The 19,400-nt window shown below is 34.7% G+C and carries 18 protein-coding genes; 8 read left to right on the top strand and 10 right to left on the bottom strand.

Going from position 1 to position 19,400, the window contains the following annotated elements:
* Window positions 1-14: 14 nt before the first annotated feature.
* Window positions 15-1,121 (bottom strand): acyltransferase family protein, encoded by a 1,107-nt coding sequence (locus tag G466_RS0113160; protein ID WP_034235602.1) that lies wholly within the window; start codon window positions 1,119-1,121, stop codon window positions 15-17.
* Window positions 1,122-1,514: 393 nt separating this feature from the next.
* On the opposite strand from G466_RS0113160, the gene G466_RS0113155 reads away from it, so the two are divergent.
* Window positions 1,515-2,576 carry a Gfo/Idh/MocA family protein gene (locus tag G466_RS0113155; RefSeq protein WP_026814093.1) on the top strand — a complete coding sequence of 354 codons (1,062 nt, stop codon included), beginning with the start codon at window positions 1,515-1,517 and terminating at the stop codon, window positions 2,574-2,576.
* 138 nt (window positions 2,577-2,714) lie between these two features.
* Here G466_RS0113155 and G466_RS0113150 read toward each other — a convergent pair whose 3' ends face one another.
* A complete protein-coding gene (locus G466_RS0113150; RefSeq protein WP_026814092.1) occupies window positions 2,715-3,911 on the bottom strand; it encodes an SH3 domain-containing C40 family peptidase in 1,197 nt (398 codons plus the stop codon).
* Window positions 3,912-4,284: 373 nt separating this feature from the next.
* Here G466_RS0113150 and G466_RS0113145 point away from each other — a divergent pair, with 373 nt between their 5' ends.
* A complete protein-coding gene (locus G466_RS0113145; protein WP_051315658.1) occupies window positions 4,285-4,683 on the top strand; it encodes a hypothetical protein in 399 nt (132 codons plus the stop codon).
* Window positions 4,684-4,754: 71 nt separating this feature from the next.
* Here G466_RS0113145 and G466_RS0113140 read toward each other — a convergent pair whose 3' ends face one another.
* Together G466_RS0113140 and rpiB are read right to left on the bottom strand one after the other, a co-directional pair.
* The gene (locus G466_RS0113140) at window positions 4,755-5,198 is read right to left on the bottom strand and encodes a GNAT family N-acetyltransferase (protein ID WP_026814090.1); all 444 of its coding nucleotides are present in this window, start codon (window positions 5,196-5,198) and stop codon (window positions 4,755-4,757) included.
* Between the two features lie 71 nt (window positions 5,199-5,269).
* The gene (rpiB, locus tag G466_RS0113135) at window positions 5,270-5,704 is read right to left on the bottom strand and encodes a ribose 5-phosphate isomerase B (RefSeq protein WP_026814089.1); all 435 of its coding nucleotides are present in this window, start codon (window positions 5,702-5,704) and stop codon (window positions 5,270-5,272) included.
* A gap of 641 nt (window positions 5,705-6,345) precedes the next feature.
* On the opposite strand from rpiB, the gene rnr reads away from it, so the two are divergent.
* The 3 genes from rnr to G466_RS0113120 all read left to right on the top strand — a co-directional run bounded on the left by rnr (window position 6,346) and on the right by G466_RS0113120 (window position 10,158).
* Entirely contained in the window at window positions 6,346-8,535 is a 2,190-nt protein-coding gene (rnr, locus tag G466_RS0113130; protein ID WP_026814088.1) for a ribonuclease R, read from the top strand.
* Between the two features lie 180 nt (window positions 8,536-8,715).
* Window positions 8,716-9,402 (top strand): head GIN domain-containing protein, encoded by a 687-nt coding sequence (locus G466_RS0113125; protein ID WP_026814087.1) that lies wholly within the window; start codon window positions 8,716-8,718, stop codon window positions 9,400-9,402.
* A gap of 90 nt (window positions 9,403-9,492) precedes the next feature.
* Complete coding sequence (locus G466_RS0113120) at window positions 9,493-10,158, top strand: LysE family translocator (RefSeq protein WP_026814086.1); 666 nt, start codon at window positions 9,493-9,495, stop codon at window positions 10,156-10,158.
* Between the two features lie 56 nt (window positions 10,159-10,214).
* Here G466_RS0113120 and G466_RS0113110 read toward each other — a convergent pair whose 3' ends face one another.
* Window positions 10,215-10,436, bottom strand: a complete 222-nt coding sequence (locus G466_RS0113110; protein ID WP_026814085.1) for a DUF6341 family protein — start codon at window positions 10,434-10,436, stop codon at window positions 10,215-10,217.
* A 38-nt stretch (window positions 10,437-10,474) separates the two neighbouring features.
* Here G466_RS0113110 and G466_RS0113105 point away from each other — a divergent pair, with 38 nt between their 5' ends.
* The 3 genes from G466_RS0113105 to G466_RS0113095 are packed head-to-tail and all read left to right on the top strand — an operon-like array spanning window position 10,475 to window position 13,169.
* The gene (locus G466_RS0113105; RefSeq protein WP_026814084.1) at window positions 10,475-11,407 is read left to right on the top strand and encodes a DUF6427 family protein; all 933 of its coding nucleotides are present in this window, start codon (window positions 10,475-10,477) and stop codon (window positions 11,405-11,407) included.
* A 39-nt stretch (window positions 11,408-11,446) separates the two neighbouring features.
* Window positions 11,447-12,049 (top strand): DUF4254 domain-containing protein, encoded by a 603-nt coding sequence (locus tag G466_RS0113100; RefSeq protein WP_026814083.1) that lies wholly within the window; start codon window positions 11,447-11,449, stop codon window positions 12,047-12,049.
* 58 nt (window positions 12,050-12,107) lie between these two features.
* Entirely contained in the window at window positions 12,108-13,169 is a 1,062-nt protein-coding gene (locus G466_RS0113095) for a glycosyltransferase family 9 protein (RefSeq protein WP_229797222.1), read from the top strand.
* Window position 13,170: 1 nt separating this feature from the next.
* On the opposite strand, the gene G466_RS0113090 is transcribed toward G466_RS0113095, so the two are convergent.
* From G466_RS0113090 to G466_RS23205, 5 genes are all read right to left on the bottom strand, one after another.
* Entirely contained in the window at window positions 13,171-13,785 is a 615-nt protein-coding gene (locus tag G466_RS0113090) for a TetR/AcrR family transcriptional regulator (protein ID WP_026814081.1), read from the bottom strand.
* 205 nt (window positions 13,786-13,990) lie between these two features.
* Entirely contained in the window at window positions 13,991-15,046 is a 1,056-nt protein-coding gene (gene arsS, locus G466_RS0113085; RefSeq protein ID WP_026814080.1) for an arsenosugar biosynthesis radical SAM (seleno)protein ArsS, read from the bottom strand.
* Between the two features lie 78 nt (window positions 15,047-15,124).
* Window positions 15,125-15,460 carry an arsenosugar biosynthesis-associated peroxidase-like protein gene (locus G466_RS0113080; RefSeq protein ID WP_026814079.1) on the bottom strand — a complete coding sequence of 112 codons (336 nt, stop codon included), beginning with the start codon at window positions 15,458-15,460 and terminating at the stop codon, window positions 15,125-15,127.
* 173 nt (window positions 15,461-15,633) lie between these two features.
* The gene (locus tag G466_RS0113075) at window positions 15,634-16,332 is read right to left on the bottom strand and encodes a TIGR04282 family arsenosugar biosynthesis glycosyltransferase (protein ID WP_026814078.1); all 699 of its coding nucleotides are present in this window, start codon (window positions 16,330-16,332) and stop codon (window positions 15,634-15,636) included.
* 167 nt (window positions 16,333-16,499) lie between these two features.
* Entirely contained in the window at window positions 16,500-18,830 is a 2,331-nt protein-coding gene (locus G466_RS23205) for an Ig-like domain-containing protein (RefSeq protein WP_051315657.1), read from the bottom strand.
* Between the last annotated feature and the right edge of the window lie 570 nt (window positions 18,831-19,400).

The following is a 19,400-nucleotide window of genomic DNA, read 5'->3' as shown; positions in this document are numbered from 1 at the left end:
AATTATAGACTGACCTATATTTTAAAATACACCTTTTTCTTATCTAGAAAATAGGTGATATACCAAAACATAAATAAGACGAATAGGGAATTAATAACCATTATTAAACCGGTATCTACACCCATTGGAGCTAAAATACCCTTGGTAAAAATGAGTCCAAAATCCCTAAACCATTGGGAGCCTACTGTTTCTGCAAACAAATAGATGAAAATGGAATTGGTGCCTACTACGGAAAATATCCGTAACCATTTATTGTTATGCCCCTTAATATCTATCCACCAATAAAATAGGCCTAAGGTAAGTAATGCCCAACCTCCTGACGCCAAGGTAAAGGAAGTGGTAGCAATTCGTTTAATAATTGGGGTAACTCCCGTTATATCCAAACCATATCCTAATACCAGTAAGATACCTCCCCATCGTAATAGTGGATTTATTTTCTCTTTGATCGATTTTCCAGAGAGCAATAATTGTCCACAAAGTACCCCCATAATCGTGTGAACAGCGGTAGGAAGAAAATTAATGGTTACCCATCCTCCACCACTTAATTTCCCCATCAACAACATATCTACCCACGATCCAAAATTGCTTCCCATTACAAAAGGATCTTGTGGATTATAGGCTCTGTATACTATTTCGGTAAGTAGTAAAATTCCAAAGCAAATAAAAATCTGAGTCCTGTGAGATAAGGACATAATAGAATAGGCAATGGCAATAGTAAATGCTAATTGTACCAATACATTCCACAGTTCCCATACCAAGGCGTGAATGTACACACAATGCAAGAGTACCCCAAAGGCAAACAATAGTATGCATCGTTTAATAATATGTGCATTTACCTCTTTTTTAGATTGTGTTGCTAGTCGTTTTCTTAAGGAAAAAGGCATGGCCACCCCAACGATAAACATAAAATAAGGTTGAATTAAATCCCAAAAACGCAGCCCATTCCAGGGATGGTGACGCAATTGTTGCGCTATTGGTTCTAATAATTTATTTCCTGATACCAATTCTACAAAGCTCCCATGAAAGCCGGCTGCTTCAGCAATTAATAAAAACATGGTTAAACCACGAAATACATCCAAAGAAAACAAACGTTGGGTAATAGGAAGTGCGGTTTTGCTCATTTTAAGTCGATAAAGTTGGTTTGCTATACTATCCTATATGGAATAGTATAAAGTATAGGTTTGGTTGTTGGCACTTTTTCTTGTTCTGTGAATACACATACGAAAAGCATACAATTTAGTAATTATAAATACAGTAACAAATACGTCTTTCCCAAAGTTTAATCACTAGTTTGATGAAACTTTCTTAAATAGACATACTTTTCTTAATTTGCAGGAAGATGAGTCATTTAATTAATGTAACAATGGTCAGTTTAAAGATGACCTAATAGGCTAATGAAGTAATTTTAAAATGTAAAGATACATCGGTAATAAATTGAAATTAAGTTGATTTGAAGAGGCCCTAATGGGTAACTTCAACAATTGATTATAATTGTGAACAACTAAAACTATATAATGAAAAAATTAAAAACACTTGTTGTAGGCTGTGGTAATATGGGCATTTCCCATGCTAGGGCCTACCATAAACTCTCCGATTTTGAAATAGTGGGACTTGTAAGTAGAAGTGCGGAGAGCAGGGAAAAGCTATCCAAGGAATTGGGAGGATATCCTACTTTTCCAGATTTTAAAACTGCCTTGGAGCAAACAAAACCAGATGTGGTATCTATAAATACCTATCCCGATACCCATGCCGAATATGCCAAAATGAGTTTAGAGGCAGGGGCCCATGTCTTCGTAGAAAAGCCATTGGCATTAACTGTTGAAGAGGCACAAGAATTAGTAGATTTAGCTTTAGAGAAAAAAAGAAAAATGGTGGTAGGGTATATTCTTAGAGTACACCCATCCTGGACCAAGTTTGTAGACGTTGCCCGTGGTTTAGGAAAACCATTGGTTATGAGAATGAACCTTAACCAACAAAGTTCCGGAGACCATTGGTATACCCATAAACAATTAATGAACTCCATGTCGCCCATAGTAGACTGTGGGGTCCATTATGTAGATATTATGTGCCTTATGACTCAATCCAAGCCTATTAGCGTAAGCGCCATAGGAGCCCGTTTAAGCGAGGAAATAGACTCTGAAATGTATAACTATGGTCAGCTACAAGTACGATTTAAAGATGGCTCTGTAGGTTGGTACGAAGCAGGATGGGGTCCTATGATGAGTGAAACCGCATTTTTTGTAAAAGATGTAATTGGCCCAAAAGGAGCTGTCTCCATAATAGATGAAGCTAAAGGTGAGTCCCAAGATATAGATGGCCATAGCAAAACCAACAGTCTAAAATTACATTACAGCGAATTAGATGCTGCAGGTAAATTTTCAAAGAAAGATGAAATGATTCCAACCGAGGACGAGCCCGATCATGATGGATTATGTCTATTGGAACAGGAATATTTATTAAAAGCCATTAAAGAAGATTTAGACCTTACAGATCATTTAAACGATGCCGTTAACAGTCTGAAAATAGTATTGGCAGCGGATGAATCGGTGCGAACAGGAAAAACCGTTCTTTTATAATAATCAGAATACTATATAGAATCCATTTACATTCTTTCTAACGGATTCAAGATCAAATCTGTAATTTTTGCACATTAAAAAAGGCCTCATTACCATCTTTCAGAAGTGTAATGAGGCCCTTAATTTTAATCTAGTCGACTAATCTTTGAAAACCGGCGTTTTTGCCAATTCTATCAACCCGTCCATTGGTTCTTTAAGGTACCTATTGGAACGCAAATATCGGTTTAGGTTATATTCATCAAAATTGTCGGCCTCTTTATCTACACTGCTAATATGAACCCTACCTGCAGAATGTATAAATTCATTGTTACCGATCCACATCCCCACATGAACAACTCTTTCTTTGGAAGTCTCTGTTGCCGGCTTTCCAAAAAACAATAAATCACCAGGTTGTAGCTGATCAAAATTTTTATCCTTATCCACTGTAGCCCCAGTGTGTATTTGTTGAGAAGCATCTCTAGGCAGCACCATGCCGTTTAAAAAGTAAATGGTTTTTGTGAAACCACTACAATCTACTCCCTTTGTTGAGGTTCCTCCCCAAAGATAAGGTACGCCCATTAAGTCCATGGAGGTATTTACCAATGATTCTTGGGAAGGGTCTAAAGCGGCTAGCCAGGCGTCATAATCCTGGGATTCATTTTTATTTATAAAAGCCATTCTTCCATCTGGAAATTTAACCTTATAAAAACTATTTTCTTCTCCTATCAATTCCAATATCCCACCGGCTACCATATCAGAAACCACTTGTGAATTTTGATCGGGAGCAGAAAAGGCCTGACCCATAGTTTTTGTAAAAATCACTTTATTGGTCGCTTTCCACTTTAAAAAATCTTCTTTGGAAAAGCTAGAAATTCCCCCTCCATCTACCCATGAAAGATAATGATCTGGCGTCTGTATTAAATACCAACTATCTTCTTCCTTTAGAATCTCCACCGGAGTACCTAAGGTGGCCTGGGTTACCAATTCCGAAGAATGAGAAGGCTTACCTCGTAAATTAGCAACAGAAATTGTTATAAGACCATACGTCTTCCCCTGTAATTCTGCAGATGGCAATAACTGAATACTATCTGTATAGAAAACATTATTCTCTTTTAATTTTTCCTTCAGGGCATTTACGGCATCAGGAAGGTTGCTTTCTCCCTTAATAAGCGTTTTAGAACCCATCGGTACAAGCTCTAAATTTAATAAAGCTACTCGTTGATCTGGTGCAAATTCTTGTTTTGTTTCCTCTATGAGTTTATTTAAAACTTCATTACCCTCCTTTTCTTCGCTAAGGCAAGAAGTAAACAATGTTAAACAAAATACCGCTAAAAATCCATTCCAATACCGTCGCATAAAATTTCGTTTTAAGTAGGGACTTATAATTAATTACAATTGTAACAACCAATTCTGCTTCAGAACAAATCCCAATTTATTTAGGTTCTGAATTTAACTTGGAAAAATAGAAAATTTTATTTAGTAAAAGGACTTGGAATACTTAAAAATCTAGTTATTAAAGTCCTATAAAATAAATCTGACGGTATTTCAAAATAAGAACATATTCTTCCAACTATTAATGTTCCAATTAATTAAGTTTGAATAGTCCTAAAGATTTGAAATAAATATGGATTTTAACATCGTAAACTAAATTTTGTTAAAAATCTACTAAAATCAACGAGATCTCTACATAAATTTTGTTATATCTAAAATAAATCATTAATTTTCCGTTATGACACAATTTGAAAATTCTGAAATTCCTAAGATCGAAAATTCTGAGAATGAGGCCTTTATAAAGAAGTCCGTTTCCCATTTAGAAGCACATGGTTTTGAAAATATCAAGGCAGATATTGAAGGTTATGACCGTCCAAAATCTTACCTTAAAAAAGGTAGTGATACAAAGATTACCCCGAATATTGTAGCTTTAAAAAATGGTAGAAAATATTATTTTGAAATCAGCTTAAAGTCAGAAAGACCATTGATGCTCAAATCCAAATGGTTGTTTTTGGATACCTTAAGCAGAATGAGATCTAATAAATTCAAAATAATTACAACAAAGGGTCATTATAAGTTTACAGATAATATGTTGGAAGATATTAATCTTACCGATAAAGTCCCAATTAAAATATAAAACCAATAAGAATTATATAAACTAAAAAACACCGAATATTCGGTGTTTTTTAGTTTAAAACTCATTGGAATCTATTCTTTTTTTATCATCAATATATGAGGAATACCATCTTCTAAATAGTTCTTTCCTTCTTGTACAAATCCAAGAGAATTATAAAATTTAAGTAAATAAGTTTGAGCAGATATACGAACGGGAACGGTACCACATGTATTCTCAATAACCTTTAAAGAAGCTTCCATTATAGCCTTACCATAACCGTACATACGTTCCTCTTTTCTTACGATTACTCTACCAATGCTAGCTTCCTTATATACAACTTCTGTTTTAAAAATACGCGTGTAAGCCACCAGTTTACCTTTCTTTAAACCTAATAGATGTAATGCTAAAGTATCTTTACCATCCACATCTTGGTATGCGCAATTCTGCTCTACCACAAACACTTCTGAACGTAATTGTAGTATATCATATAATTCCGGCGTCTCTAATTCCTTAAATGTTTTTACTTTTATTATCATAACTGTTGGTTCCTATTACAGGAGAAGCCACTATTAAACCATATGAGGTCTTTTAAATAACCAAAAAATAGTTACGAACAGGTAGGTATTTTTTCTATTCGTTTTTCATGTCGGCCACCCTCAAAGGGAGTATTTAAGAACGTTTTTACCATATCCAAAGCTTGAGGCAGGGAAATAAAACGTGCTGGCAAACTTAAAATATTGGCATTATTATGTTCCTTGGCTAATTTTACAATTTCTGTATTCCAACATAGCGCAGCTCTAATCTTTTGGTGTTTGTTAGCTGTCATTGAGGCCCCATTACCGCTTCCACAAATTATAATACCTAGATTTGCGTTTCCATTTTCCACATCACTTGCCACTGGATGTATATAATCTGCATAATCTACACTTTCTGAACTATCCGTACCATAATTAACGACTTCCAAATCCATAGATTTTAACAGTTCAACAATCGCAAACTTGTATTCAGTTCCCGCGTGATCATTACCAACGGCTATTTTCATCCTTTTATAGTTAATTTTAGATTATATAATGTTTAAAACGTTTATTACTACCTACATGGAGGTGTACAAATGTACAAATACCTATGGTTTCACAACGTTATTTGGGTTGTTAACAACATTAATTAAGAAAAAACGTAAAGCTGTTGTTATTTAGTGGTTTAATAAATTGTGTTAATTGTTGATAAACTACCGACAAAAAGTAACTTTAAAATTTTTAAAATCCATTTAAATTTTGCCTTACAAAATAATAAGGAAGATTAATAATTTACTTTTCAAATATCATTAAAAGATATCAAACGTTAAATAGAAGTAATTAACAGTAATTTAAATTTTACTTATCACTAATTTCATGTTCAACAAGGTTATCAATAAGTGTTGATAACTAAGTCAACCTATTGATTTATATACAAATCAATAGTCCATAAGATGTCGATAAACTTCCAAATCTACTCGAAGCAAGTATTAAGTGAAATAATTATGTCCCCTATTAACACACTATCATAACAAGCATTTTTTTTTAAATTTTAGAAAAAAGAAATATATATATATTATAAATGTTGATAACAAGAATTTCTAACTTCTAAAACGGAATAGAAAGACAATGGATATAAATTCGTAATTTTCCAAAAATTAAAGAGTTGATGTCAAAAAGTAAGAAGAAAATCAAAAATCACAGAAATAACGAAATAACCAAAGGTATATTTACTGTTCTAGAAAAGGAACCTCAAAAAACCTTTAACTATAAACAAATAGCGGCTAAGATTGGTATAACGGATGCTAGCGATAGAAATAATCTAATAAAGCGTTTAGTCCAATTAAAGGAAAAAAGGAGGATCCAAGAAGAAGGAAAAGGGAATTATAAGGCTATTGCGAGTACCAAAACCTATCATAACGGAAAAGTAGATATAACAGGAAGGGGTAATGCCTATATACTAGTTGAAGGTATAGATGACGATGTTTTTGTTCCATTCAATAAACTAAAAAAAGCCTTTCATAAAGATGAGGTAGAGGTTTATATTTTTCCAAAAAGAAAAGGAAAAAAATTAGAAGGGGAGATTACCAAGATAATATCTCGTTTTAAAACTTCTTTTGTGGGAATCGTGGATATGCAAAAAGATTTTGCCTTTGTTCGCCCTACGGATTATAGAATGTATACCGATATTTTTATTCCAAAAGATAAGTTATCTACGGCTAAAGATGGGGATAAAGTAATTGTAGAAATTAAAGAGTGGCCGGACAATGCCGATTCACCGTTTGGTAGTATTATTCAAGTTTTAGGTAAACCAGGTGAGCACGATACTGAAATTCATTCTATTTTAGCTGAATATGGATTACCTCACGAGTTTCCAGTAGAAGTAGAGATGTTTGCCAATAAAATGGATACTTCTATAAAAGAGGAGGAAATAGCGAAAAGAAGGGATATGCGTGATAGCCTTACTTTTACTATTGATCCAAAGGATGCCAAGGATTTTGATGATGCGCTTTCTTTTACCGTTCTAGAAAATGGAAATTATGAGATTGGAATCCATATTGCCGATGTATCGCATTACTTAACGCCAGATACCATCTTAGATGATGAAGCATATAATAGGGCAACCTCTGTTTATTTGGTAGACAGGGTAGTTCCTATGTTACCGGAAGTGTTGTCTAACAATGCTTGTTCCCTAAGACCGAACGAAGAAAAATATACCTTTTCTGCAGTTTTTGAGTTGGATACTAATGCCAAAATTAAAAAAGAATGGTTTGGACGAACGGTTATTGAATCCAATGAAAGATTCTCTTATGAAGAAGCTCAGTATATTATAGAAACCCATGATGGAAATATAAGTAAGGAGATTTCTATTAGGGATGAGGCTTATACAGTAGATGATGAAGTGGTACAAGCCACATTAACACTGGATAGGCTTGCCAAGATTATGCGTTCTGAACGAATGAAGGAAGGCGCTATTTCTTTTGATAAGGTAGAAGTCCGTTTTAATTTGAATGAAAATAATGAACCCGAAGGTGTTTACTTTAAAGAGTCCAAAGATGCCAATAAATTGATTGAGGAATTTATGCTACTCGCCAATAGAAGAGTAGCCCAGTTTATAGGTAAGCAAAAACCAGAGAAAACTTTTGTATACCGAGTGCACCCAGAACCAGATGAGGACAAATTAATGGCCTTAAACGGAATAATTTCGCGTTTCGGGCATAAACTGAATTTTAAGGATAAAAAATCCATTAGCAGTTCCTTAAACCAACTTCTAGAGGATGTTAAAGGGAAAAAGGAACAAAATTTGGTTGATACCTTGGCCATCCGTAGTATGAACAAAGCCATTTATACCGTTGATAATATTGGTCATTATGGATTGGCATTTGATTATTATACCCATTTTACTTCGCCAATTAGGAGGTATCCAGATATTATGGTACATAGATTATTACAACACTATTTGGATGGTGGTAATTCTGCTAAGGCAGCTACATACGAAGAAAAATGTAAGCATTCTTCCAATATGGAAGGTTTGGCCGCTAATGCCGAAAGAGATTCCATAAAATACATGCAGATTAAATTTATGGAAGACCATAAGGATCGCGAATTTGTAGGAGTTATTTCTGGGGTTACGGAATGGGGCCTTTATGTGGAGATTATAGAGAATAAATGTGAAGGAATGATCCGTATTAGAGACATAAAGGATGATTACTATACATTTGATGAAAAGGAGTATGCTATTGTTGGTCAAAAAACCAATAAGACATATCAATTAGGAGACGAGGTGATCGTTATGGTTAAAAGTACCGACCTAGTTAAGCGTCATTTGGATTTTTCCTTATTGGGGAAAAAGAACTAGTTCTGCGTTTTGGAATGAATTTTGTTTAAACTACTATTGTGTTAAGCTGAAATACCTCTAAAGATGAATAGAATTTAGGGATTGTTTCTGCTTAACTTAATAGTAGATTGTAAGTAAAGATAAATGTTTTTATAGGGAATTTATTAGTTCACTTCTTATAAAAACGATAGCTTTTAACAAATGAAACAAAAAATATCAATTATTCTGTTCTGCCTAATCGTGATACTGCCCATAGGGGCACAAAATGAGAAGTTAGTTCAGGAACTCAGTACTTTTAAGGAAGTAAAAGCTTTTGATGGCCTGTCTATTAACCTTATTAGATCTAATGAGAATAAGGCGGTAATAACCGGAGTCAATACCAATAATGTTGTTATAATTAACAATGGAGGAGTCCTTAAAATACGTATGGAAATTAATAAGTTGTTTAGTGGATATAGAACCTTTGTGGATCTGTTCTATTCAGATGACTTGTTGGTAATAGATACAAATGAGGATGCTAGGATTACTTCTAAAGAAGCAGTAAAACAAAAGGTTTTAGAGCTTAAGGCGCAGGAGGGAGGCGAGTTGGTTATAAATGCCAATGTAGAACAGCTATTAATAAAAAGCGTAATGGGTGGTATGATAACTGCGGTTGGCAGCTCGCATAACCAGGATGTTCAAATAAACACGGGTGGTATTTATAATGGAAAGGAGTTTAAAACGAAATTCAGTACCGTTAACGTAAACGCAGGTTCCAGAGCAGAAATTTTTGCAACAGATTACGTTCAAGCAAGTGTAAAAGCAGGTGGGGAAGTAATGGTTTATGGCAATCCGTCTAGAATGGAAGAGAAAACAATTTTTGGCGGAAAAATCACCCGAATGAAATAGTAACCGTTTTTTAAAATTGAATAGTAACGTAAGTATAACCACATAACCCTATTACCAGGGTACCAATTCCCAGGGTGTTAAATAAATTGTATGATTGAAGATGTACAGGCGGCAATACCATTAGGCTTTTTACTGAGTTTTATGATAGGTCCTGTGTTTTTTGTATTACTGGAAACTAGTGCTATTAAAGGATTTAGAGCCGCTCTCTGTTTTGATTTTGGAGTAATAATTGCTGATGTTATTTTTATTACGGTAGCCTATTTCAGTAGTTTTCAGTTGTTGGAAAATTTAAGTAACCAGCCTGGTCTGTATGTATTTGGTGGCGTTATACTATTGATCTACGGACTTACGAATGTTCTAAAGAAGGAGTCCAAACATTCCGTAGAAAAAATAAGGGTTACCAAAGGAGATTACTTAAGTCTTTTTGTAAAAGGCTTTTTACTAAACTTCATCAATATTGGCGTTTTGGTGTTTTGGCTTGGGATTATTATTGTGGTAGGGCCTAGTTTGGATAATGATCCTAAAAGGATATGGACTTTCTTTGGAGCCATGATAGGTGCTTATTTTATTACAGATATTTTTAAAATACTTCTAGCAAAGCAATTGCGTAGAAAATTAACCAAAAGAAGAATTCATCTGGTTAAGAAAGGGCTAGGTATTATTCTAATTCTTTGTGGAGTTGTACTAATTGTAAAAGGATTTTTGCCCAAGGATAAACTTAACATTGAGCAGGGTATAGAACTTATTAGGGAATAAAAAAAGATTGCGAAAGCAATCTTTTTTTATTTTGGGTTTGGTTTCTTACCGGCAATTTAAAGGTAATCATGTGCAGTAATTTCCTTATTTTCTTCACCGCTATCATTATAATTTTTTAGTTGTAACATCCAGTATACGAAGGCTACAAAACCGATCAATATGAAAACCCAATTCAATGTATTAGCTGCCCACCAGCTTTCCATAGAACGTAAGGCATCAAGTGGTGCAAGTAGCACATTTACAAATAAATCCTCGATACCGTAAAAAAATGTATTCATCTTAATTATATTTACCTACAAAAATATAAAAAACTAGAATGATTTCAAGCATTTTTGGGAAAACAAAGCCAATTAATTATATAATACTCCTTGTATTCCTTTTTGTCTTCTATTGGTTTGTGCATTTAGTGATGTTCCAACAGACCTATACTGTGGATCAGCTATTTGAACAATCCGTGATTTTGGGCTGTTTAATGCTGAGTATATTCCTAGTAAATTTTATAACCAACAGAAATAAAATTACGGGATCTAATTCTTTATCTATTTTATTTTACACCCTTCTTATCGTGTTTTTCCCAAGGGTATTACTAGATTCCGATGCTATTTTCTGTAGTTTCTTTATTTTATTGGCGGTAAGAAGATTGTTGAGCTTACGATCCTTTAAAGAGGTAAAACTTAAAATATTTGACGCTTCCGTATGGATTTTAATAGCCAGCTTGTTTTACGATTGGGCCTTACTTTATCTACTGCTTGTTTTTGTTGCTATCTATTTTTATCAGGCTAAAAATATTCGTAATTGGCTTATTCCATTTGTGGCAATAATTGCGATGTCTATAATTACACTGGCTATTCTGGTGTTATTAAAAGATCCTTATTTTCTTTCTGATCATTATGTCTTTAATATGGTAATAACACCTTCTTATTTTAATGATTTTGAAAATGTTGCCTATTTATTTCTTTATGTATTCATAGTGCTATTGAGCGGTTTAATCAGTTATATTAGGTTAGGTAACGTTGGCTTAAATTGGCTAATGAGCATGCGGTTGGTGCTATACTTATTTCTTGTAGGCTTGGTAATTTTCCTTTTTAAATCTTCTTCTGAACACCATCCAATTATGCTTACGTTTTTCCCTTCAGTGGTTTTCATGACTACCTATTTAGAAACCATAAAAAAAGATAGAGTAAAGGAATTGGTACTAATTTCAGTTATTGTGCTACCATTTATTGTTCTGTTGTCTCGGATCTTTTAAATTAAATTAAAGGTATATTTGTAAATAAAAGATAAGACTATGTTTAGTGAGTTTGCTTTTAAAATATTTAATGAGAGTATTGATAAATATCATATAGAGGATAATGTGGATCAAGTTTTCACCAATCCATATCCTAAAGATGACATTGCCCACCTGCTATATAGAAAAAATTGGATAGACACAGTTCAATGGCATTATGAGGATATTATTAGAGATCCTAATATTGATCCGGTAGCAGCCCTTAAGTTGAAAAGAAAAATTGATGCTAGTAATCAGGATAGAACAGATTTAGTGGAATATATAGATAGTTATTTTCTAAATAAATATCAATCCGTTACCAAAGCAGAAGAGGCTACTATAAATACCGAAAGTCCGGCTTGGGCTATAGACAGGTTATCTATTTTAGCACTTAAAATATATCATATGCAGGAGGAAGTAAACAGAACTGATGCATCTCCAGAACATATAGAAAAATGCCAGGCAAAACTTAACATTCTACTAGAACAAAGAAAAGATCTTTTTACGGCCATAAACCAGTTGTTAGCTGATATTGAATCCGGAAAAAAATACATGAAAGTCTATAAGCAGATGAAAATGTATAATGACGATGAATTAAATCCGGTACTTCGAAAAAAGAACTAAGGCATCCCTTGGTTATCTAGAGATAATCACAATTTTTTTAAAAAATCCTAACGAAGGTATGGATACCGGTAAAAATTTACATTCACAGGAAGTCCACATATTGGTCATTAGGATGTCTGCTATGGGAGATGTTGCCATGACTGTTCCTATTATAGCTGGTCTGCTTCAGCACTATCCCAATACTAGAATAACAGTTCTTACCAAAGGATTTTTTAAACCTATTTTTGAGGGTCTTCCTAGGCTAACGGTTTTTGAAGCCGATGTAAAGGGTAAACATAAGGGTGTTCTAGGCCTATGGAGGCTATATAACGAATTAAAATTACTGCAGATAGATGTAGTTGCCGATTTGCATAATGTGATGCGTAGTAATGTCCTAAGGGCTTTTTTTGCAATGGGAGCTACTCGTTTTGTACAAATAGATAAAGGAAGGACAGAAAAAGGGGCGTTGACCTCTCTTTCCAAGAAAGTATTTAAACCTTTAAAAACTACGCATCAGCGCTATGCCGATGTTTTTTCAACGCTCGGGTTTCCAGTACCTTTAGAAGAGGTTAATTTACTTCCAATACGAAGGATTTCTTCTAAAACTCAAATGGTGATAAAGGATACCACAAAGCAATGGATAGGTATTGCTCCATTCGCTGCATTTGATGGTAAAATGTATCCCTTGGATTTGATGGAGAAAGTGGTTGCTGGGTTAAATAGTGCTGGTTTGTTTCATATTTTACTCTTTGGAGGAGGAGAAATGGAACGGACAAAATTGGCAATCTGGGAAGATAAATATGAAAATTGTCTTAATCTGGTAGGTAAAATTCCCTTTAAGGAAGAACTGGCTGTTATCTCACAATTGAAGCTGATGATAGCTATGGATAGTGGCAATGCACATTTGTCGGCCATGTTTGGGGTACCTTGTATCACCTTATGGGGAGTTACTCATCCCTACGCAGGATTTTATCCCTTTGGTCAAGGAGAAAATGTACTGGTTTCAGACAGAGAAAAATATCCCCTGATCCCAACCTCGGTATACGGAAATAAATTTCCATCTGGCTATGAGAATGCTATGAGAAGCATTTCACCAGAGTTGGTATTAGGTAAAGCCTTGGAAATATTAAAAGTACAATAAGCTAAACGGTAGCCCTACTGTCCATTGTTTTAAAATATTGTCGTAACTGTTGTATATATTTATACCTAAGTCGCTTATTTTTTTTCTCTACCATTAAAGTACGTACCCCCATATAGGAGGAAATTATAAAAGAGGCAAGAGCTTCACTATCCACATGTCTACTGATATAACCATCGGTTTTTCCTTTCTGTAGAATAGTTACCAGATTAACTTCCCATACCGTTAAAATATCTTGTAGATAGGTCATAACCTCTGGATTTTTACCATTAAACTCTGTAATAAAATTCCCCAGTATAAATCCATAATCCAAAAAGTTATTCTCTGCAGTTTCTAAATTAGTATCCAGACACTGGATAATAGTATCTAAGGGGTCTTCCTTTCCTTCAATCGGTGCTATAAGATCCAGGTATACTTTTCTAAATAATAGCGTCTGTGCGATACTTATAAAGAATTCCTCCTTGGATTGAAAATGATAGTAAAAAGCACCTTTGGAAAGAGATAGTTTTTTTAATATATCGTCTAAACTGGTATTGTAAAATCCTTTTTGATAGAAAAGTTCCAATCCCGTAGATTGGATTCTATTTATTGTGGCAAGCCGTTTAATTTGGTTCTTCATAGTTGGGTTTTTGGTAAACAGACCTCTAAGTTTGTTACCCTAACTCCACATGGGAAGAAATATTAAAAGTGGTATGTTAAAAGTAACATTATTTTCGTTGAAACACCCAATCTAGAATATAGACTTATCATAAAGAGCCCTAACAGACCATACAGTTTATTAGGACTCCTCATATATAATAGGAAAACTACTTCTTAAAAATCCTTTATATAACGTTTCCTTGGCAACTACTGCCTGCACCGGCAGTACAACCGTAACAATGTTGTGAAATAATGATCTCCCTATTGTTAAGGATAACTTCATTATACTCTTTAATATGTTTTACGGTACTAGCCACTTTTAAACCTAGCATTTGATTAAAATCACAATCGTACAACCATCCGTCCCAACTTACAGAAATGGTATTAGTACACATTACATTGGCAACTGCTACAGGATTGTACGCTTCAACCAAGGAATACATATAATCCTCATAATTTTCTGAAGCAATAAGATAGTCTAAGAAACGTGCTATGGGCAAATTAGTAATAGCAAATAGCTGATGAAAACTGATATCAAAATCTTCTTTTAAGGCCTTTTTAAAGTCGCGCTCCATGGCTTCTTGGTTACCGGGCAAGAAGGCACCAGAAGGATTATAGACCAAATCTAATTTAAGAGGACTGTTTTCCATACCATAACCAACTGCATTCAAATCCTTTAGGGCCTGAATGGACTTATCAAATACTCCGTCTCCCCTTTGCTTATCTGTTTTTCCCCTAGTGTAATGAGGCATAGAAGAAATTACGTGGACATTGTGTTTTTTAAAAAACTGAGGTAGGTCATAATATTTTTTATTTGCACGGATGATGGTTAAGTTAGACCGTACAATAAAATCTTTTATCCCTAGTTTAGATGCTTCCTCTACAAACCATCTAAAATTAGGGTTCATTTCGGGTGCTCCTCCAGTAAGGTCCAAGGTGTGGGCACCGGTATTTTTTATTACTTCCAAACAAAGTGCCATGGTTTCTTTGGTCATAATTTCTTTCCTATCCGGACCTGCATCTACATGGCAATGTTCACAGACCTGATTGCACATATATCCTACATTGATTTGAAGGATTTCTAATTTATTGGGGCGCAATGGAAATCTTCCAATCTGGTCTATTTTATCCTTAAAATAAGGTAATTCCCCTTCCTTAAAAGGCCCTCCATTAAGAATTTCTAGCTGCTTGTTCCCTATAGCAAGTTCATCTTGTCTTGCCTTTAATGATTTTGTTGCCATTTTAACTTTATTCATGTGCTTCTTTCCAGATCTATTAGACTCATAATCCTACTTTGACTATTTCTGTATGGCGATAAACTACATGCTTAATTTGTTGTATTTGTTCATCATTTGCACCCCGTGTACTAATGTAGCCCCTCCTTCTATGGCTGCGCCTACATGGACAGCCTCCATCATTTCTTCCTTCGTAATACCTTTCTCTAGGCCGTCTTTGGTATACGCATCAATACAATAGGGACATTTTACCACATGTGATACCGCTAGGGCGATAAGGGATTTTTCTCTTGCACTTAGTGCACCTTCTTCAAAGACCTTTCCATAATAATCAAAAAATTTAGTTCCTAATTCCTCACTCCATTCGCTTATTTTGCCAAATTTTCTTAAGTCTGCTGGATTGTAGTATGTATCTGCCATTGTTATTGTCTTTAAAATTAATGTTATAGTAAATAGGGTATCACAAGGTTTAACTGCTTGATGGTACCTGTGTTTATTAAATGGATTATTTTATAGAATTGCATATCCGAAAATGGATAAAGAGGTCATAAAATTTTGGCGCTACTGGGCAACAAATTTTAAATATCTTCGAATTATATTTTTGATAATTCTAGTGCTGGAGAACCTTTATTAAAGTAGTAGTTAAAAAAATATAAGCGGGTTAACTGAAGAGGTAATGCAATTATGTTTATAACGGTTCGAAAGATAGACCTCAGTATTGCCCTAATTTTGTTTGTAAAGGTTGGGTATAGGTCCATTAATGTTTTCACGTCACTTAGATCATCTAGATCTTGTAAAGTAGGTAAACTTACAGTTGTCCCATTTATAAATTTTAAAAGTTTATTTAGTGTATTGTTTAAACTGGCAGTTTTCCATGGGAGGTTTTTAAATTGGTCCTCTCCTATAATTTTTAATAATGATTTATGAAATCCCATTAGGTAGAATCCACCATCGCAAGAGGGTCCTAATACTATTTTATTGTCTGTTAATTGTGAATGCGTATTTAAAATTAGATTTGTTGTTAATTGTGGGGTATCGTTACCAATTGTGATGACGTTTTGGTAACCTTTATCAAATACCCAATTTATGGCATTTAGAAAACGTTCCCCAAAACTATTTCCCCATTGCTGCTGCTCGGTGCAATGGAAAAAGGGCAATTTTGTATTTTCTACGGTTTTTAACGTATGTGTTGTTAGTCCGTTGAATAAAGCTCCGCCACCAGGGATTTCCTTATGCTTAATTTCTTCCCTAGCAGAATTGGCAAAAACAAGTATGGCGGTTTTATTTTCCATTGTCTTGGACCTAAATCATAGTTAATTGGTAAACATACAATAATAGTAATAGTTATTTGGTCGGTTCCCCTTGTAGTTCATTACAAGTTATGGGATTCTTATATTTAAAATAAAAAAAAATCAGCTTCGTCTCGGAAGCTGATTTTTAAACTTTTTTAATCCTTTTTTTACTCTCTAATTAATGGGATTGTTTCCTTAGAATTTCCATTTAATATAGTGAGGTAATAAACACCAGGTATTTGTCTTCCTACATTCGAAAGTTGTAAATCAACTTCCTTCTGTGAACCTTGGATTTTAAATTTACCTTGATCAATTTGAATTCCAAGCGAATTGGTGATATAATAGGTATGCTCACCCGACTTACCCTCAGCTAATTTTAGGGATACCCTTCCATCAGTCTGAACAGGATTTGGATAGGCAATTGTTTTATCGCTTCTATCAGGTCTCGAATTGCTTCTTGCACTTAAGGCATTAAAAGTGGAAGCACCACCTACTGTAAAACTTATAGTAGAATTAGCAATTAGTGTTCCAGATCCACCATTAGATGAATATGCCGAGGCACTTAAAGTATACGATCCATTCGGAAGGTTATGAGGGTTGTAATTACCACCTATATCGCCAAATAAGGCATAAGGAGCGGCAGATTCAACCCAGTACCTAGATTGGGTGCCAGAAAGTCTAAACACAACACTTTTTGTTCCACTAGGAGCATTTGCTCTTATGTTCATTCCTTGTGCATTGGTTGAACTTAAGGAAACACCATTAGAAATCGAAGTAATTTTTGCATTTGTAGATGCTTTTATCAAATCTAAGCTAATGGTAGGATTGGTTGGTGTTGTTGGAGGTGTGGGCGTTGTAGGTGTTCCAGTACCTGCTACGATATTTATCGTAGTTGTTGCTGTTGCCCCTTTATTATCCGTAACTGTTGCTTTAATTTGATGGTTACCAGCTTTAATTCCAACAATGGGATGTGGAGTAAAATTGGCGCCATCGGTATCTACCAATATGCCGTTCACAAAAATTTGATGCTTAGCAATACTACCGTCACTATCATTTGCAATCACGCCAACAGATACCGTGCTACCAACTTTAACAGTTTGTCCATCAGTTAAAGTAGAAATCCTCACCGTAGGGGGAGTATTTCCTCCTGTTGGTGGTGTTGTGGGCGGTGTTGTCGGTGGTGTGGTCGTACTTCCACCTACAGTAAAGTTTACCGTTGCAGAGGTAGCAGCTCCTTTATTATCGGTAACAGTTGCTTTGATGGTATAGCTTCCTGCACTTAATTTGGTAAGTGGATGTGCAGTATAGGTTGCACCGTCCGTATCTACTAATTTTCCGTTCACGTAAATCTGATGTTTACTGATACTACCATCGGAATCAGTTGCTGCGATAAGAATCGGGAAACTGCTTCCTACAACAAAATTTTGTCCATTACTTATGTTGGTAAAACTAACAGAAGGTGGATTATTACCTGAAGGGGGGGTAGTTGGTGGTGTTGTTGGGGGTGTTGTACCACTGCCAACAACAAAGTTTACTGTAGCTGAACCGGTTGCGCCGCGGTTGTCGGTAACAGTTGCTTTTACCGTATAACTTCCTGCAGTTAATTTGGTGAGTTGATGCGGTGAATAATTTGCCCCGTCAGTGTCCACCAATGCGTTGTTTACATAGATCTGATGTTTGCTTATACTTCCATCGGAATCTTTTGCAGCTATTCCTACGGGAAAACTACTCCCTACTGGGAAAACTTGTCCGTTTTTTATGTTGGTAAAACTCACGGTTGGAGCTACATTGGTAGTTGGAGGAGTTGTTGGTGGAGGGGTAGAACCGCCTGTACAATTTGTTTGTGATGTTGCCAAATTTTGTGCCTGTGATGCACTATAATTACTCTCTTTATAAAGTACCATTCTATCAATAGAATGCCCTTGAGACCTTCCTGATACTTGTATGGAGTATACACCTGGGTTATTAAATGTAGCATAGATATAATGATCATCGTGATCACTGGTCTGTGTAGACCAACTCCAGTTTATAATATTAGTGAATATTTTAAAATATCCCCCTCCTCCAGCGCCATTTGGCACTGGTGATTTACCAGAACCTTTTGGGTAAACTCTGTGAGAACCTTTTAAACCAAAAAAATTGCTAGCGTTTATTTTTAACCAAGAATCGTTATGTTCTGTCGCAGCATTAGAACTCGCAATAATGGCGATACTGTTTCTCCATATAAAACGATAAGTACCGGGAGAATTAATTTTCACATTATAGGTAATAACGGAACTACTTGGTCCGCTAAAGGAATTACTTCCCCTGTATACTATAGCTGAACCAGCTGAAGCACCAGAACGTGCTTCCTTTCTCCAGCTTCCTGCTGTTTTGGCTTCCATTTCTAAAATGGCAATTCCATTCTTTTCTTCAAAATCAGCTCCCGAACATTGTGCGGAGAGATGCGTTATAAAAAAGAAATTCATTAATAATAATAGAGTAATTTTTGTTTTCATAGTTTCCAGATGTCAGTTAGTGTTAATTTCTCGTTTTGATAATTATGCTAATAATAAATCTAAATGATTGATGGTTAAATTGATTACTTTAATTAGTACTTCAAAAAGTTAATTCATTTATTTCAACCTTTCTTAATTTATTGTTAAGTGGGGTGAACGCAAAAGTACGATGAAGAGGACAATATTCTCGTTATGTTGTTAAAAATTAACATAAAATTGAAGAATATTGTAAAAGTTTGAATTATATTTCTTATCGTTCTTTAAGTTTTTTCGTACAATATAAATTCTTAAGGGATTTTTATCATTAAAACCCCTATTGATAAAAGTTGTTTCGTATTTTATTAACTAAGTAGGGTATGATTATTTTTCCACAAATTAGGGTTCGCTCTTTTTTAAAAGTCTTATTGGGAGCGCTACTAAATGTTGTAGGATACCTTTTTATATCTAACAGTTTTACTATAAAGAACTTGTGCTATGCGTTTCTATATAGGTAGAACTCCTTTTAGATTAAATATAGGGTTTAATTTTAGAGGGTCTGCACCTATAAAATAGAAAAAGCCTTGGATTTCT

The organism is Arenibacter certesii DSM 19833, from assembly GCF_000429545.1.
GTDB lineage: Bacteria > Bacteroidota > Bacteroidia > Flavobacteriales > Flavobacteriaceae > Arenibacter > Arenibacter certesii.
Note: the sequence above shows the minus strand (reverse complement) of the source record. Positions and strands in the feature narration are given on the sequence as shown.